The sequence below is a fragment of the Streptomyces venezuelae genome (genome assembly GCF_008642275.1).
In the GTDB taxonomy this organism is placed as follows: Bacteria; Actinomycetota; Actinomycetes; order Streptomycetales; family Streptomycetaceae; genus Streptomyces; species Streptomyces venezuelae_E.
In genome coordinates this window covers 5,950,674-5,967,093 of the sequence record NZ_CP029189.1, presented here as the reverse complement: position 1 = coordinate 5,967,093, position 16,420 = coordinate 5,950,674, and the positions used below count along the sequence as shown (strand labels likewise).

Below are 16,420 nucleotides of genomic sequence, written 5' to 3'. Positions count from 1 at the left end.
AGGCACGGTGGGCGCCGCAGGCACGGTGGGCGCCGCAGGCACGGTGGGCGCCGCGGGCGCGGTGGGCGCCGCAGGCACGGTGGGCGCCGCGGGCGCGGTGGGCGCCGCAGGCACGGTGGGCGCCGCAGGCGCGGTGGGCGCGGTGGAGGCGGTAGGTGCCGGTGGCCGCCGCAGGCACGGTAGATGCCGGTGGGCTCCACGGTCGCCGTGGGCGCCGCAGGCGCGGTGGGTGCGGTGGAGGCGGTAGGTGCCGGTGGCCGCCGCAGGCACGGTAGATGCCGGTGGGCTCCACGGTCGCCGTGGGCGCCGCAGGCGCGGTGGGTGCGGCGGGCGCCGCGGGCGCGCCGGGACACCGCAGGCACGGTAGATGCGGTGGGCGGGCAGGTGCTACGGCCTCCGTGGGCGCGGCAGATGCGATGGGCGCCCCACGCACAGCGGGTGCCGCAGGCACAGCGGGTGCCGCAGGCACAGCGGGTGCCGCAGGCACAGCGGGTGCCGCAGGCACAGCGGGTGCCGCAGGCACAGCGGGTGCCGCAGGCACAGCGGGTGCCGCAGGCACAGCGGGTGCCGCAGGCACAGCGGGTGCCGCAGGCACAGCGGGTGCCGCAGGCACAGCGGGTGCCGCAGGCACAGCGGGTGCCGCAGGCACCGTGGGTGCCGCAGGCAGCGTGGGCATCGGGGGTGGTCGTCAGGCGCGGGCTGTTGCCTCGTCGGCGAGGGCCGTCAGGTCCTCGATGGACATCGCGCCGGGCGGCAGGCCTTCCCGGGCGAAGATGTTCGCCGCCTGCCGCAGGACGTCGTTGACCGGGGTCGGCACCCCGTGCAGTCGGCCCAGCAGGGAGATCTCCCCGTTGAGGTAGTCCGCCTCCACCGAGCCCGTGCCCCGCGCGAGGCTCTGCCAGGACGAGCCGCCGCGCACGCCTGCCGGCTGGTTCACCTTGTCCTCGCGCGCCAGCGCCTGCTCGGCGTCCGAGGCGTAGGGGATGCCCGCCGCGACGAAGGCGGCCTTGCCCTCGCGGACGGCCCGCAGGAGCAGCGCCGCCTTCGCCGGGTCCGGCTCCGGTCCGGTCGTCGCCTGGATCGCGTTGCCCAGGTTCCCCAGCAGCTTCGCGTACTTCCACCGCATCACGTCCTCGGTCGGCGGCGCCCCGAAGCCCGCCTTGCCGAGGTCCGCCGCGATGGCCCGGGACACGGCGTCCGTGCCGCCCGCCGCCCGGCCCACGTGCAGGACGCCGGTCAGCGGCGCGCACAGCGCCGAGACCACGCCCGGCTCCAGGAAGGTGGCGGGCAGCCATACGCACACCCCGTACACGCGCGCGAAGCGCCGTAGCGCCAGCCGCTCGCTCTCCACGCCGTTCTGCGCGCACAGCACGGGCAGCCGCTGCGCGGCCGTTCCGCCGCCCGCGACCTCCGCGTCTCCCCAGACTTCGAGCGCGGCGACGGCGTCCTGGGTCTTCACGGACAGCAACAGGACGTCGTCGGGGCGCAGTTCACCCAACTCGTCCGGTCCTGTGACGACGGGCAGCCGGTGCACCCGGGTCCCGTCGGCCGTCGTGAGCCGCAGTCCGTCGGCCCGCAGGGCCTGCGCGTGGGCGCCGCGGGCGACGAGTACGACCTCGCCGCCCGCCTCCGCGAGCCGTCCGCCGATGGTGGCGCCGACCGCGCCGGCGCCGATGATGATGTAACGCATGCCACGAGCCTGGCACATCCGGCCCGCGGGGGCGCCGTCGGGGCGAGGCGAACTGCCGTGCGTGCGGGGCGCGCCCTACGAGCGGTGGTTCTTCCAGCCGACGGGATCCATCCGGACCATGGTCAGGAGGTCCCCGGCGAGTTGCTCCTCGAAGAAGAGTCCCCGGAGTTCCTCGGAGACCAGCTTGGAGTCGATCGCGAAGGAGGGGGTACCCGGTCCGACCGGATCGTCACCCGTGTGCTCGTACGCCGCCTGCGACGCGGTGACGAAGCCCTGGTACCGCATCGTGGACACCGCGGTGTCGAAGGCCTCGCCGCGCAGACCGGGCACCTGCTCGGCGAGTGCGAGCAGACGCTCCGTGGTGAAGCCGCCCGACTCCTCGACCGCCGTCTGGTTGTCGATCAGCACGGCGTGGTACTCGGCGAACTTCTGCCCGTCCAGCGCGGCGCGCAGGGCGTTGACGGCACGCTTGGAGCCGTCACCACCGAGCCGCTCGTCCTTGAAGGAGGCGAAGGTGTACTCCGTCCGCACCTGGCGTTTGAAGGTCTGCGCACGGATCGCCCTGGCGCCGGTCGACTCGAAGTCGGCCACGACCGGGCACCGGGGGTCCTCGTAGAGCCGGACGACCGTCTTCGCGCGCGGGTCCCCCACCGTGATCGTCGTGCCGTCGGCCGCCAGGGCCTCCGGCAGATCCGTGATCCCCGCGTACGTCGCGGGCCCGGCGGCCCCGGTCGACGAGGTCCCGTACGACCCTTGCCCGCATCCGGTCGTGACCACCGCCAGCGCTCCCCACGCGACCGCGGCGGTCATCCGTCCGACTGTCCTGCTCCGCATCTTTCCCCTCCCGACGAACAAGCCGGACTGTAGACGTTCACGGACCCGAGTCGCACACCTGTTTAGGTGCGCGAGTGCCGAGGCCGGGCCGGGGTCAGCCCGAGGTCAGCTCCACGAGCTTGACGACGGTGTTCCAGTTGCGGGTGGTCACGTCGATGCCCTTGACGACGGCGGGCCTGGCCAGGGCCTCCGCGAGCTTGGAGCGGCCCAGGCCCTCGGGGACGTAGAGGTAGAGGACGCGCTCGCCGATCCGGTACTCCTCGGGGAGGTACGCCGCCCCGTCGATCGCGGCGAACCGCTCCGGGCCGGGCTGTTCGGAGCAGAAGGTGACGTGCAGCTGCTTGCCCGCCAGCTCCGCGGCCGGGAACGGGCAGGCCTCGGCGACTGCGCGCAGGTACGCGCCGCCCAGCACCAGGCACGCCACGCGGAAGCCGAAGTGGGCCTCGATGGCCGCCTCCAGCTCACGGGCGAGGGCCGCCGGGTCCTGCCGCGTACTGCTGAAGACGGCGTTGCCGCTCTGCAGATACGTCTGCACGTCGCCGTGGCCGAGCCCTTCCAGCAGCGACCGCAGCTCCGCCATCGGGACCTTCTTGTTCCCGCCGACATTGATCCCGCGCAGCAGGGCCGCGTACTTCCCGGTCGTCGCCTGCTGCGCCATCGCCTTCTTCGTCATCGCCCTGTTCGTCATGGGCGCACCCTAGAACCCGCCTACGACAATTCGGCCTCGATGAGGTCGGCCGCCTGCCGCGTGCCGCCCTCGGCCGCCATCTGCGCACGGACGGCCTGGGCCCGGGCGGCGACCTCGGGGTCGGCGACCAGCTGGAGGACCGCCTCGCGCAGGGTCGCGGCGTCGGCCTCCGCCATCGGGACGTGGCGGGCCACGCCGAGCGAGACGAGCATGTCGGCGTTGCCGAACTGGTCGACGGCCTGCGGGACGGCGACCATCGGGGTGGCGGTGGCGAGCCCCTCCTGGCTGCCGCCGGCGCCCGCGTGGGTGATGAAGGCGTCGGCCCGGCTCAGGATGTCCAGCTGGGGAACCCAGCGGTGTACCTCGACGTTGGCGGGGACCGGCCCCAGGTCGGCCTCGTCGGTGAACTTGCCGATCTGGAGGACGAGATACCAGTCGGGCAGGTCCGCGAAGGCCTCGATGCAGGAACGGTAGAAGGCCGGCTGTTTGGTGAAGGCGGATCCGAGCGAGACGAGCACGATCTTCCTGCCCTCGGCGGCCGGGGGGCGGTGCCAGGTGCCCTGGGTGGCGCTGCGGTCGCCCTGGCAGGCTCCGACGAAGGTGTACACGGAGCCGTCGACCCGGTCGGCGTGCGGCTGGAGCGCCCGGGGAATGAGGACGATGCTGCGCCGCGGGCGGCCCTGGAAGCGGTCGACGTCCTGGCCGAGGCCGTTCTCGGTGAGCCAGGCCGCGAAGGCCGCGTAGTACGCCTGGCCGCGCTCGGAGGCCTTCAGCTCGGCGAACATCGGCTCGGCCACTTCCTCCTCGTACCCGTCCCAGGCGACCAGGTTCGGGGAGAGGGACACGGCCGGGACGCCCCAGCGGTGGGCGAGCACGGGCGCCGGGTAGGAGGTGATGTCGTGGAGTACGAGGTCCGGCTCGTCGCCCTCGAAGGCGGCGGCGAGCTGCGGGAGCGCCTGGACGGCGTCCTTCAGGAACGGCTCCAGGTTTTCGATGAGCTCGGTGCCCCAGGCTTCCGGCTCGTCGTCGGTCGGGAGGGTGGAGGTGTAGATCACGGGCGTGGCGCCGGTCTCCGCGACCTTCTCGGCGAAGGAGGCGGGGATGGCGTAACTGACGCGGTGGCCCCGGGCCACGAGTTCGCGGATCACCTCGATGCTCGGGTTGACGTGCCCGTGGGCGGCGATGGAGAACATGGCGATGTGGGCGGGCTTGGCTGCGGTCATGCTCGAACCATAACGAGACGATACGTCTCGTGCAACTAGCTTTGAGTGCGGGACCGACCGGCCGACCCGCCGGCCGGGCGGCCGCCGAGGAGTGGCTGCGGAAACCCTTTGCCGAGGAACCGGCGAAGCGGCTACGTTCTCACCGCCGTCCGATGTGGTTCGGGACCGGCGCCGTCGACGAGGAGGTGTGGAGCACATGCGCAGGAGCGTCCAGCAGTCGAGTCCGCGTACTGACCCTTGCCACCTCCTCACGACGGAGACACCTTGTCGTCTCGCATCACCCCACTGACCGACCCCGTTCACGGCCCGAACAGCCGGCGTCTTGCATGGCTGGCGTCCGACGCCGGTTCCCTCCCCGTCGGAACCGCCTTCCTGCGCCTGTTCAACAGTCCCGGACAGGAGCACCTGGCCGAACTGACCCTCCAGGTCCACCCGGCGGAGCGACGCCGGCACGTCGGCTCGCAGCTCCTCGACGCCGCCCTGGCCGCCGCCCGAGCCGATGCCCGACGCTGCGTCATCGCGCAGGCCGAGGCCGGATCGCCAGGTGACCGGTTCCTGCCGGTACGCGGTTTCAGGAAGGTCCTCACGCTGAGGTTCTGCCGCTTGTCGCTGGCCGACACGGACACCACCGCCCTCGCCCGCATCATCGGTCGTCCGCATGCCGGCTACCGGCTGATGTCATGGCACGGAACCGTGCCCGACGGCCTCGCCGAGACGTACGCCGCCTCGCGTCACGCCATGGACGACATGCCCATGGACGGCACCGACTACGGCACGGTGACCTGGGACGTGGACCGTGTCCGCGCCGCGGCGAAGGCCGTCGGACAGCGCGGCGACCACCTGCACACCGTCGTTGCCGTCGACGCCTCGGACGGCTCGATCGCCGGGTTCACCGAGCTGGTCGTCCCAGGCGACGGCAGGGGTGAGGGCCAGCACTACGGCACCGGCGTGCTGCCCGGACACCGCGGTCACGGCCTCGGCCGATGGATGAAGGCCGAGTCGATCCGACACGCCCGTGAGCACTACCCGAACCTCGGCGGGCTCCTGACCGACACCGCCGACGGCAACACGCACATGAGACGGATCAACGAGAGTCTCGGATACACGCCGACGCACACGACACACCAGTACCAACTCGACCTCTAGGCCGTCTCTTTCGGATCGTGTCGGCCGAGCCCGCGGCGTCCGGTGCCGTGGCCGGCAAGGCGGAGGGCCGCCCGAGTACTGGACGTACCCGGGCGGCCCCGACAACGCGGCTGGGTGCGGTGCCGGGCGTCGCGGGCCCGGCAAGATCCGGAAGAGACGGCCCAGCAGCGGCCGGACGGACCGGACGCGGACATCGCGTCGTCCGGTCCGTCCCTGCTCCCCCGATCGAAACCGGGCCTGACGAGCTCGTCGGCCGGCGGGGGCGGTCAGGCCGTCCCGTCCGCTTCGTCTGCCCACCGGACGTGCTTGTAGCGGCTGTTCAGGGTGTCCTCGTGGCCGGGCCCCAGGACACGGACACGGTCGGCGACGAGCACGCCGAAGAGGTCACGCGCCCCGGCCGGATCGCCGGCCTCACCCGTCCAGATGGCGTGCTCGTGGCGGCTGTACAGGGTGTCCTCGTGGTCAGGCCCCAGGACACGGATGCGGTCGGCGACCAGCGCGCTGAAGAGGTCACGCGCCCCGGCCGGATCACCGGCCTCACCCGTCCAGTAGGCATGGTCGTGGCGGCTGTCCAGGGTGTCCTCGTGGTCAGACCCCAGGACACGGATGCGGTCAGCGACCAGCGCGCTGCAGAGGTCACGCGCCCCGGCCGGATCGCGCGCCCTGCCCGTCCAGTAGGCGTGGTTGTGGCGACTGATCCGGGTGCTTTCGTGATCGGGCCCCAGGACGCGGGCACGGTCGGCGACGACCACGCCGAAGAGGTCACGGGCCCCGGCCGGATCGCCAGCCTTACCCGTCCAGCTGGCGCGGTTGTGGCGGCAGACCAGGGTTTCTTCATGATCGGTCCCCAGGGCGCGGGCACAGTCGGCGACGAGCAAGACGTAGAGGTCGCGCGCAGTGGCCGGATCGCCTGCATCACCCGTCCAGCCTGCATGCTCGTTGCGGCTGATCAGCGTGTACTGGTGGTCGGGCCCGAGGACGCGCGTGCGGTCGCCAACGAGTGCGGCGTGGAGGTCGCGTGCCGTGGTGGCGTCACCTGCCTCACCCGTCCAGTGGGCGTGGTTGTTGCGACTGGTCAGGGTGTGCTCGTGATCGGGCCCGAGGACGCGCGTGTGATCGGTGACGAGTACGGCGTGGAGGTCGCGTGCAGTGGCCGGATCGCCGTTCTGACCCGTCCAGCGCGCGTGGGCGTCGCGAAGCTTGAGGGTATCGGGGTGCCGGGCACCGAGGTAGGCGGATGTGATCGCGGCGAGGGCGCCGTAGAGGGACGCGGCTTCGGCGGCGTCACCGCGATCGGCGGCTGCTTCTGCCTCCTGCCTGAGCTGTGCGGCCGGTTTGTTCGCCGCGTCCGAGCTGGTCGGGGGATTGTCCGGGACACCGGGGAGCTCCGTCTCGACCAGGGCGGGACCGCCGGTGATCTCGGTGCTGATCCGGTCGATGGTGTCGGAGTCCTCGTCGTTGACCGCCGCGGCCCTGGCGAGGGCCGTGTCGATGTCGTCGGCCTCCGCATCGCCCGTCGGCCTTTCGTGCAAGCGGACGTCCTGGCGGGGGAGGTCGTCGTGGGGTGAGGGTCCGTCACCGCGGAGCCGGTCGAGTTCGTCGGTGAGCGCCTCGATCTCGTCCCGGAGCCGGTCGGCGAGACTTTCGGCCTGCTTCTTCTTCTCCTCCGCCCGCGCCAGCTCCGACTCCGCCCTGGCCTTCTGCTCCTCCGCCCGCGCCAGCCTCTTCTCGGCGGCTTCCACGACCCCGCCCGCCACCTGTCCGGCGAGCCGGTCGCGCTCCACGGACAGGACGCGCACCCGGTCGTCGAGCCGGTGGACCATGCCCAGCAGCACCCAGATCAAGCGGGCCGAGTTCTCCGCAGCCTGCCGCAGCTCGCCCTCCTGTTCCAGCGCGCGCGTGAGCCGCTCGTACACCTGGATCTGATCGGCCTGCGTCTGCGCGAGGGCAACGGCGCCGGTCCGTGCCGGCACCGTGGGGGCGGACGTGCGGGGCGGGTGCTCGGCATCGTGCAACAGCTGGAGGGCATCTGCCCGCCGGCGCTCACTCAGCGGGTCCGGCACGGTTGCGGAGATGAGCGCGATGACGAAGTGCCGGGGCGGGATCCGGCCGCCCAGCAGAGCGCTGACCTGGCTCTTCGAGTACCCGACCTCCCCTGCCAGCACGGCGAGGGTCTTGCCGGAGGCGTCCACGTGGTGGCGCAGGAACTGCGCGAGTTGGCCGGCCTGGGTGTTGACGGGGCGGATGGGGGCCCACTTGCGGCCGCGCTTGTTCGTCTCCGCCATCGATCCGCCCCCGTGGTGCCCAGCTTGTTCGGCCGGTCCGTCCTGGACAACAGCCCGTTCATCCGGAACTTACCTGCGTTGTCCGCCCCGAGAGGTCCGTACAAAGCAACTTCCGTCCATCGTCTGCCCATCGGCCGCGACACCCGGTGGCCGAACCACCCGACCGAAGGGCAGAACATGAACGAATTCCTCTCCGCCGCCGCCGACTTCCTCACCGTCGTCAGCGCCTCGCTGGCCATCGCGGTCGAGGTCCGGCGCGCCCGCCGCGAGGCCGACCGAGCCGGCCGCGGCGACGACCCCCGCAAGGAGTGAGACGGCCGGCCCGGTCAGCCGGGCCGGCCGTCTCACTCCCGTCCAGGGCGTCGCCGATGCCCTGGACGCGCTCGCGCACGTCCCCGCCTGCGCCCGAGGCGTGCTCCGTGGCCGAGGACGGCCGGTGCGGTCTTCAGGCAGCCCGAGCCGCAGGCATGCGCGCGTTCGCCTGCGACGGGGGAACGACTCCCGTGGAGCGGCTCGAAGGCCCCGGCACCGCCGTATTCGTCCCGGTGGCCTCAGGAGCGACCGGCCGAGCCGGCCGGGCCGGAAGTGCCGGGTGGGTGGTCCGCCGCCGTCATCCGGTCGACGTCGACGTCAAGGGAGTTGAGCCAGGCGAGCGCGGCGAAGAACCGCGGCGAGGAAAGCCCCGGCGGACCGTCCACGGCGGGCCCGGCGGGCATGGGCGGCGCGCTCCGCGGATCCCCGGCTACCGGGTCCTCGCCGGCCCCCGCCCCCGCCCACGCGGCCGCCTCGCGCATCCGAGTGGCCAGCCCGGCCGCCCGGTGGTCCAGCCGGGCGCTGTTCGCCGGCCCGACGGCCGGGCCGCCGCGGACGAACAGCCGCCGGGAGCCCCACAGCACGTGGTGGCCCGACATCATGGCCGCCTGCCAGTCCGTGGTCGGTTCCCCGGTCGTCCGTGGCTCGCTCTGGTGCTGTGCGAACGCGGTCTCCGCCATGGTCAGGGCGTGCTGCAGCGGTCGGTCGTCCGGGACGTGCCCCGGCCCTCCCTCCAACACGGCGGCCGTCGTGCGCTCGACCGTCTCGGCCTCCGTCGTCAGCAGCAGGGCGACCGCCCGGTGCAGCTCCCGCTGCGCCCCCCGCGGCCAGGCGAGCACGCCGAACACCACACCGATCAGGCTGCCGATGATCACGTCCAGGATCCTGACCTCGGCCAGCTGCCAGGTCACGGGCGCCAACTGGGCGAAGACGAAGGCCACCGTGAGGGTGAACAGGCCCTGGGCCCAGCCCACGCCCCGGACCGGCCCCACCTGGAACGCGGTGAACATCACGAACGGCAGGGCGATCGCGTAGACGGTGGTGTGGCCGCCGATCAGAGCCAGCAGCAGCCCCGTGGCCAGGGCGCCGAGCATGGTGCCGGTGATCGCCACGCGTACGGTCGCCCGGGTCTGGGCGGCGGTGGTCCGTGTCAGGCTGAGAACGGCCAGCATCGCCCAGAATCCGTGGGGCAAGGAGTCCACACCCGCGACCGTACGGGCGGCCGCCAGCGCGAGGCTGATCCGGACGGCGTTCTGGAAGTACACGGAACGCGGCCCGGCGTGTCCCGCCAGCCGGTGCCACCACAGACGCGGCGCGCGCTTGCCCGCGTACCAGAACCGGCCCGAGTCGACGTCTTCGGGCAGCCGCGCGTGCCGGCCCCGTACCGCCAGCTCGGCGGCCGTCGCCAGGGCCACGGCCGCGTCCGCCACCTCCAACACCGCCGCCCGCCGACGGCCCCGCGGTGCGGTCGTGGGCGCCTCCCGCGCCGCCGAGGCGGTGACCCGCTCCCGTACGCGCCGCAGGCCGTCGGCCGCTTCGGTCGTGTCGGACCTGCCGTCCAGCAGGTCCGCGGTCTCGGTGACGGTCCGGCCGACCGCGGTCAGCACCTCGGTCTCCTGCTCCATCGGCACCGGGCTCGGGGGCGGGGGCGCCGGGGGCAGGTTCACCAGGCGGGCGAGGAGCGTGCGGGCGGCCAGGCCCATGTGGGACAGGGCGCGGTCGCGCAGGCCAGGCCCGGCGGGCCGGTCGGCCTCGTCGATCCGGAACGGCCGCAGCGACTCGCCCGCCGCCCTGGCCGTCTCCGCGGAGGCCGCGGACAGTGTGTACGGGGCACGGCCCAGCTCGGCGACGCACCGGGCGGCGGTGTCGGCCGCGCTGGCGGCCAGGTGGCGGTAGGTCGGCCCGCGTGCCTCGGGCAGCAGGAAGAGCTCGGCGAGGATCAGCAGAAGCAGGCCGAAGGTGGCCCCCGCGAGCCGTTCCCACAGGGTGTCCGGCGCGTAGGGCGGGAAGCACGGCAGGATGTAGAGCAGCTGCAACCCCGGGGCCGCGCCCGCCGCGCGAGGACCGGCCGCGGCCACGAAGGCCAGGGCGAAGCCGATCAGGAGCATGCCGGCCACGGCGCTCCAGGTCCGGATCGCGAGGTAGGTGCCGATCGTCAGCAGCACCCAGGCCACCGGGGTCGCCTTGACCATGACGACCGCCCGCTGGCGCCCGGTGCCGGGGATGTGGGAGAGGGCGGCCATCGACACGGCCGCGAAGAGCGCGTACGTCGCGGCCACCGGCCGGTCCAGCGCGTACAGGCAGACGAAGAACGAGACGCACGCGGACAGGGTGGTGCGCAGGGCGCGCCGCGTCACGACCGAGGGGCCCTGGCCCCGGTCGGCGCGTCCGTCATGTTCGGCGCACATGACTCCAGGATCGGGCCACCTGCCGGAAGCCACCACATACTGACGGGCGGCAGCGGATCCACGGCGAAGGGCGAAAGCGGCGGTATGGACGAAGCACGGGCGCGGAACGTACTGGTGGCGGCGGGTCTGACCGGGGCGGCGCCCGGGGCGGCGGTCCTCCTCGCCCTCGGCGAGAACGCGGTCTTCGCCATCGGGGACCTGGTGGTGAAGGTGGGCCGGGAGGCGGCGCTGCTGGAGCGGGCCGAACGGGAACTCGCGGTGTCCGGCTGGTTCGCCGCGTCCGGGATTCCCGCGGTCCGCGCGGCCGAGCCGAAGCCCCGGCTGGTGGACGGGCACCCGCTGACCCTGTGGCACCGGCTCCCGGACGCGGTGCGGCCCGCGGGGCCCGCGGATCTGGCGGCGCTGCTGCGCCTCGTGCACGCCCTGCCCGCTCCTCCGTTCCCGCTGCCCGCGCGGGACCTGCTGGGCGGGGTCGAACGCTGGCTGCGGCTGGCGCAGGATGCCGTGGACCCGGCCGACGCGGAGTATCTGCGGGCCCGCCGGGACGCCTACGCCGCTGAGCTGGCGGCCCTGACCCCACGGCTGTCCCCGGGCCCGGTACACGGCGACGCCCTGCCGCGCAACGTCCACGTGGGCCCCGACGGCCCGGCACTGGTCGACCTGGAGACCGTGTCGGCCGATCTGCGCGAGCACGACCTGGTGGTGATGGCGCTCTCCCGCGACCGGTACGGCGTGTCCGCCGAGGAGTACGAGGCGTTCGTGACGGCGTACGGGTGGGACGTGCGCGATTGGGAGGGCTGCGCGGTCCTGCGCGGCGCCCGGGAGACGGCCAGCTGTGCCTGGGTCGCTCAGCACGCCCCGGTCAACCCGAGGGCGCTGGCCGAGTTCCGCCGCCGCGTGGCCTCCCTCAGAGAGGGCGACCGGGAAACGCGGTGGCACGCCTTCTAGGCACGCCCGGGCCGTCTCCTCCGGATCGTGTCGGCGGAGCCCGCGGCCTCCGGTGCCGTGCCAGGGCAGGGCGGAGGCGCGTTCGTGCACGGGGGCAGGGCGCAGTGCAGGGCCGTCGCGAGCCCCGGGCACGCCCGCAGCCCCGCAGCCTCCGGACGGCGCGGGCCGTCCCCCTCGCGATCCTGCCGGCCGAGCCCGGCCGGGCGGAAGCGCGTTCGTGCGCGGCGCGTATGCGGGCGGCCGCACGGCCGGGTGCGGTGCCGCGGCCGGGTGCGGTGCCGCGGCGAGGTGCGGTGCCGGGCGTCGCGGGGCAGGCGGTACTTTGCGGAAACCCCTAGTAGGCCGGGACCAGGCCCCGCAGCGGCCAGGCCTCGTCGATCACCGCGTCCGGGGTGCCCTGGCGGCGCAGGTACGACTGGAAGTCCCGGGCCCAGCGCGCGTGCCAGGTGCTCTGCCGCGCGTGCAGGTCGGCCGGGGTGAGCGCGGCCACCTCCGGATGCCGCTCGGCTATCGCCCGGGCCACCTGGACCGCGGCCAGCGCGTCCGCCCCGGCGTCGTGCGCGTCGTCGAGGGTGACCCCGTACACCCCGCAGACGGCCTCCAGGGTCCGCTTGCCCCGCCGGTAGCGGTCCACGGCCCGGTCGATGGTCAGCGGGTCCACCACCGGCCCGGTCTGTGCCCCGCCGAGCCGGTCGGCGAGGGAGGGCAGCCCGTGCCGGGCCAACTCGGCCGTCAGCAGGGTCAGGTCGAAGGCCGCGTTGTACGCGACCACCACCGCGCCGGCGCGCCAGTGGCCGACCAGGGCCTCCGCGACCTCGTCCGCGACCTCCCGCACCGGGCGGCCCTCGGCGACCGCGCGCTCCGTGCTGATCCCGTGGATCGCCGCGGCTTCCTCCGGGATCGGTATCCCCGGGTCCGCGAGCCAGCCGCGTCGCTCTCGTACCGCCCCGGCCCGCACCTCGACCAGGGCCGCGGTCACGATCCGCGATTCCCCCGGCTCCGTGCCGGTCGTCTCCAGGTCGAACCCGATCAGCACGCCGCCGTACCAGTCCGCCATGCCGTGCCAGTCCCCCATACCGCGCCAGTCCTCCACCCCGTGCCCCTCCCCCGTACACCTTCGGTCAACGGGTTTCAGCCTGCCACGGGGCACTGACAGCCAGGCCGCCGGGGCGCGCCGGGGGCCGCCCGGCCCGGAGTCAGGACACCGGCCGCGAGTCCTCCCACATCGACTCGAACTCTTCCCGGTACGTCGTGAACAGCCCGTGCTCCGCGTCCTTCGGTACGCCCCGTCCACCGCCCCGCAGCACCAGGACGGGCGACTCCATGCCGCGCGCCCGCCGCAGGTAGGACTGGACCACCGCGATGCCCGAGGACTGGCCCTCCACCAGGTAGGCGGTGAAGCGCGGGGTCTCGTCGAAGACGTGGATCTCGAAGCGCGAGGGATCCCGCAGACCGGCCCGGACCCGGCGGACGTGCAGGATGTTCATCTCCACCGAGCGGCTCAGCTCGCCCTTGCGCAGCCCCAGTTCCCGCTCGCGCCGCTTGACGGCACTGCTCGCCGGGTTCAGGAACAGCAGCCGCACCCGGCAGCCGGCCTCCGTGAGCCGGACGAGTCTTCGGCCCGAGAAGTTCTGGACCAGCAGGTTGAGCCCTATGCCGATGGCGTCGAGCCGCCGCGCGCCCCCGAAGAGGTCCTCGGCCGGGAGCTGGCGCTGCAGCCGCACCCGGTCGGGGTGGACCGAGATGACGTCCGCGTACCGGTCCCCCACCAGGTCTTCGACGGCGTCGATCGGCAGCCGTTCGGCGGAGGGGCTGCCGGAGACCCCGCCCAGTACCTCCAGCAGGCGCGCCGACGCCCGCTCCGCCTGCTCCAGCACGGGCCGGGACAGGGCCCGGTTGCGGGAGACGACGTTGCGGGTGACCTCCAGCTCGTCCAGGGCCAGCTCGATCTCGCGCCGGTCGTCGAAGTACGGCTCGAAGCAGGGCCAGTGCTGGACCATCAGCTCCCGCAGCTGGGGCAGGGTCAGGAAGCTCAGCACGTTGTCGTCGGCCGAGTCGAGCAGGTAGCCCTTGCGCCGGCTGACCTCGCGCACGGCCACGGCCCGCTGCACCCATTCCTGTCCGGCGGGTCCGGCGGCCGCGACGACCCAGTCGTCCGCGCCGTGCACCGGTTCGTAGATCGGCCGGAGCACCGCCCCGACCACCGCGCGCAGCCGCTGTTCGATGAGGTTCAGCCAGATGTACGCACGGCCGGCGCGCTGCGCCCGGGTCCGGACCTCGCTCCAGGCCTCCGTGCCCCAGTCCAGCTCCACGCCGGTCCCCGCGTTCCCGGCCTCCGCCGGTCCGCCCGCCAGGGAGACCGCCCCGGCCGGGATCCCCGCGGGTGTCCCGCCGGGGACACCCCCTGGGGCGTCCGCCGGGCCACCCTCGTGACTGCTGTCACCAGGGGGCAGCTCCAGACCTCCCGAGCTCACCCGTGCACCGCCTTCTGCGTCTGGACGCCCGTCTCCAGTGATCACGGAAGGGTACTCCGCGCGCATGGCCCGGTGCAGCCCGACGGCCCGTACGGGGGCTGTCCGTTGACCCATTATCCGATGCGCAGACAGTCCGCTGACCCGCATATCGGCTCTGCGGGTCACCCGGTAGGACCACTGCCAAGTCCGCGCTTGCGGCCCCTCTTTCGGGGAAGATCTGGCAGGGACTTGGGTCCACGCCGGGTCAGCCGGGACATCTTCGGGCGATGAGGGAAGAGTCGTTATCTATGCAGGTCTGGCCGGGACAGGCGTATCCGCTGGGTGCCACGTACGACGGCGCCGGCACCAACTTCGCGGTCTACTCGGAGGCCGCCCGACGCATCGAGCTGTGCCTCCTCCACGACGACGGGTCGGAATCGGCCGTGGAGCTGCGTGAGACGGACGCCTTCGTCCGCCACGCCTACCTGCCCGGGGTCATGCCCGGCCAGCGCTACGGGTTCCGGGTGCACGGCCCGTACGAGCCCGAGCGAGGCCGGCGCTGCAACGCGGCGAAGCTGCTGCTGGACCCGTACGCGCGGGCCATCAGCGGCCGGGTCAGCTGGAACGAGGCGGTGTACGGCTACCACTTCGGCCGGCCGGACTCGCGCAACGACCTGGACTCCGCCCCGCACACGATGAGTTCGGTCGTGGTGAACCCGTACTTCGACTGGGCCAACGACCGGCCGCCGCGCCACGAGTACCACCACACGGTGCTGTACGAGGCCCACGTCAAGGGCCTGACCATGCACCATCCGGACCTCCCCGAGGAGCTGCGCGGCACCTACGGGGCGCTGGCGCACCCGGCGGTGATCGGCCACCTCACCAAGCTCGGGGTGACGGCGCTGGAGCTGATGCCGGTGCACCAGTTCGTCAACGACCACCGGCTGGTCAACGACGGGCTGAGCAACTACTGGGGCTACAACACCATCGGCTTCTTCGCCCCGCACAACGGCTACGCTTCGGGCGACCGCGGCCAGCAGGTGCTGGAGTTCAAGTCGGCGGTACGGGCCCTGCACGAGGCCGGGATCGAGGTGATCCTGGACGTGGTCTACAACCACACCGCCGAGGGGAACCACCTGGGGCCGACGCTGTCCTTCCGGGGGCTGGACAACGCCTCGTACTACCGGCTGGCGGACGATCCGCGGCACTACATGGACACCACCGGCACCGGCAACTCGCTGCTGATGCGCTCCCCGCACGTGCTCCAGCTGATCATGGACTCGCTGCGCTACTGGGTCACCGAGATGCACGTGGACGGCTTCCGGTTCGACCTGGCGGCGACGCTGGCCCGCCAGTTCCACGAGGTGGACCGGCTGTCCTCGTTCTTCGACCTGGTCCAGCAGGATCCGGTGGTCAGCCAGGTCAAGCTGATCGCGGAGCCCTGGGACCTGGGCGAGGGCGGCTACCAGGTGGGCAACTTCCCGCCGCTGTGGACCGAGTGGAACGGCAAGTACCGCGACACCGTACGGGACCTGTGGCGCGGGCAGCCGCGCACGCTCGCGGAGTTCGCGGGGCGGCTGACGGGCTCCTCGGACCTCTACCAGGACGACGGCCGGCGCCCGCTGGCATCGATCAACTTCACCACCTGCCACGACGGTTTCACCCTGAACGACCTGGTCTCGTACGACGAGAAGCACAACGAGGCCAACCGGGAGGGCAATCGGGACGGCGAGACCCACAACCGGTCCTGGAACTGCGGTGTGGAGGGGCCGACCGAGGATCCGGAGATCCTGGAGCTGCGCGAACGCCAGATGCGCAACTTCACGGCCACCCTGATGCTGTCGCAGGGGGTGCCGATGCTCAGCCACGGCGACGAGTTCGGCCGTACCCAGCAGGGGAACAACAACGCCTACTGCCAGGACAACGAGCTGAGCTGGGTGAGCTGGCCGGAGCCGGGCAAACCGGCTCCTTCCCTGCTGGAGTTCACGCGGCGGATGGTGTGGCTGCGCCGCGACCACCCGGTCTTCCGGCGGCGCCGGTTCTTCCACGGGCGGCCGGTGGAGGGGACGCACGACGAGCTGTCCGACATCGCGTGGTTCACCCCGCACGGGGAGGAGATGCGGGCGCGGGACTGGCAGGCGCAGCACGCGAAGGCGCTGACCGTCTTCCTTAACGGGGAGGCGATCTCCGAGCCGGGCACCCGCGGGGAGCGGATCACCGACGACTCGTTCCTGCTGATGTTCAACGCGGGGGCGGAGTCGCAGGACTTCACCGTTCCGGAGGGGCACGGCGCGCAGTGGCGGCTGGTGGTGGACACTGCGCGGGCGGACGTTCTGCCCCCCGGCACCGGGCCGCAGTTCGCGGCCGGTGACCGGGTGGCGCTGACGGGGCGGTGCCTGGTGGTGCTCCAGCGTCCGGCGTAGGCCGCTGCTC

General features: G+C 73.1%; 11 protein-coding genes and 1 pseudogene. 4 read left to right on the top strand and 8 right to left on the bottom strand.

The genetic code is table 11. The features are described from left to right. Positions 1-688: 688 nt before the first annotated feature. From DEJ51_RS26495 to mgt, 4 genes and pseudogenes are all read right to left on the bottom strand, one after another. A complete protein-coding gene (locus DEJ51_RS26495) occupies positions 689-1,690 on the bottom strand; it encodes a ketopantoate reductase family protein (RefSeq protein WP_150260104.1) in 1,002 nt (333 codons plus the stop codon). A gap of 75 nt (positions 1,691-1,765) precedes the next feature. Continuing rightward, on the bottom strand, positions 1,766-2,500 hold the full coding sequence (locus DEJ51_RS26490; protein WP_150260103.1) for a DsbA family protein: 735 nt from the start codon (positions 2,498-2,500) through the stop codon (positions 1,766-1,768). A gap of 118 nt (positions 2,501-2,618) precedes the next feature. Further along, positions 2,619-3,212, bottom strand: a complete 594-nt coding sequence (locus DEJ51_RS26485) for a DUF1697 domain-containing protein (RefSeq protein WP_223835971.1) — start codon at positions 3,210-3,212, stop codon at positions 2,619-2,621. A 20-nt stretch (positions 3,213-3,232) separates the two neighbouring features. Further along, positions 3,233-4,470: pseudogene (mgt, locus tag DEJ51_RS26480) on the bottom strand (macrolide-inactivating glycosyltransferase). A gap of 229 nt (positions 4,471-4,699) precedes the next feature. On the opposite strand from mgt, the gene DEJ51_RS26475 reads away from it, so the two are divergent. Next, complete coding sequence (locus DEJ51_RS26475; protein ID WP_150260101.1) at positions 4,700-5,581, top strand: GNAT family N-acetyltransferase; 882 nt, start codon at positions 4,700-4,702, stop codon at positions 5,579-5,581. 266 nt (positions 5,582-5,847) lie between these two features. Here DEJ51_RS26475 and DEJ51_RS26470 read toward each other — a convergent pair whose 3' ends face one another. Further along, positions 5,848-7,866 carry a helix-turn-helix domain-containing protein gene (locus tag DEJ51_RS26470; RefSeq protein ID WP_150260100.1) on the bottom strand — a complete coding sequence of 673 codons (2,019 nt, stop codon included), beginning with the start codon at positions 7,864-7,866 and terminating at the stop codon, positions 5,848-5,850. A gap of 177 nt (positions 7,867-8,043) precedes the next feature. Between DEJ51_RS26470 and DEJ51_RS35620 the strand changes: the two genes are divergently transcribed. Next, positions 8,044-8,178 carry a hypothetical protein gene (locus DEJ51_RS35620; RefSeq protein WP_263411718.1) on the top strand — a complete coding sequence of 45 codons (135 nt, stop codon included), beginning with the start codon at positions 8,044-8,046 and terminating at the stop codon, positions 8,176-8,178. A gap of 239 nt (positions 8,179-8,417) precedes the next feature. Here DEJ51_RS35620 and DEJ51_RS26465 read toward each other — a convergent pair whose 3' ends face one another. Continuing rightward, positions 8,418-10,586, bottom strand: a complete 2,169-nt coding sequence (locus DEJ51_RS26465; protein ID WP_150260099.1) for an FUSC family protein — start codon at positions 10,584-10,586, stop codon at positions 8,418-8,420. Positions 10,587-10,670: 84 nt separating this feature from the next. Between DEJ51_RS26465 and DEJ51_RS26460 the strand changes: the two genes are divergently transcribed. After that, positions 10,671-11,534, top strand: coding sequence for an aminoglycoside phosphotransferase family protein (locus DEJ51_RS26460; RefSeq protein WP_150260098.1), 864 nt, complete (start codon positions 10,671-10,673; stop codon positions 11,532-11,534). Between the two features lie 334 nt (positions 11,535-11,868). On the opposite strand, the gene DEJ51_RS26455 is transcribed toward DEJ51_RS26460, so the two are convergent. Both DEJ51_RS26455 and DEJ51_RS26450 read right to left on the bottom strand, forming a co-directional pair. Further along, a complete protein-coding gene (locus DEJ51_RS26455) occupies positions 11,869-12,609 on the bottom strand; it encodes a 3'-5' exonuclease (protein WP_411757354.1) in 741 nt (246 codons plus the stop codon). Positions 12,610-12,730: 121 nt separating this feature from the next. Further along, positions 12,731-14,008 (bottom strand): SAV2148 family HEPN domain-containing protein, encoded by a 1,278-nt coding sequence (locus DEJ51_RS26450; RefSeq protein WP_150260097.1) that lies wholly within the window; start codon positions 14,006-14,008, stop codon positions 12,731-12,733. 287 nt (positions 14,009-14,295) lie between these two features. Here DEJ51_RS26450 and glgX point away from each other — a divergent pair, with 287 nt between their 5' ends. Then, positions 14,296-16,410, top strand: a complete 2,115-nt coding sequence (gene glgX / locus DEJ51_RS26445; protein WP_150260096.1) for a glycogen debranching protein GlgX — start codon at positions 14,296-14,298, stop codon at positions 16,408-16,410. Positions 16,411-16,420 lie beyond the last annotated feature (10 nt).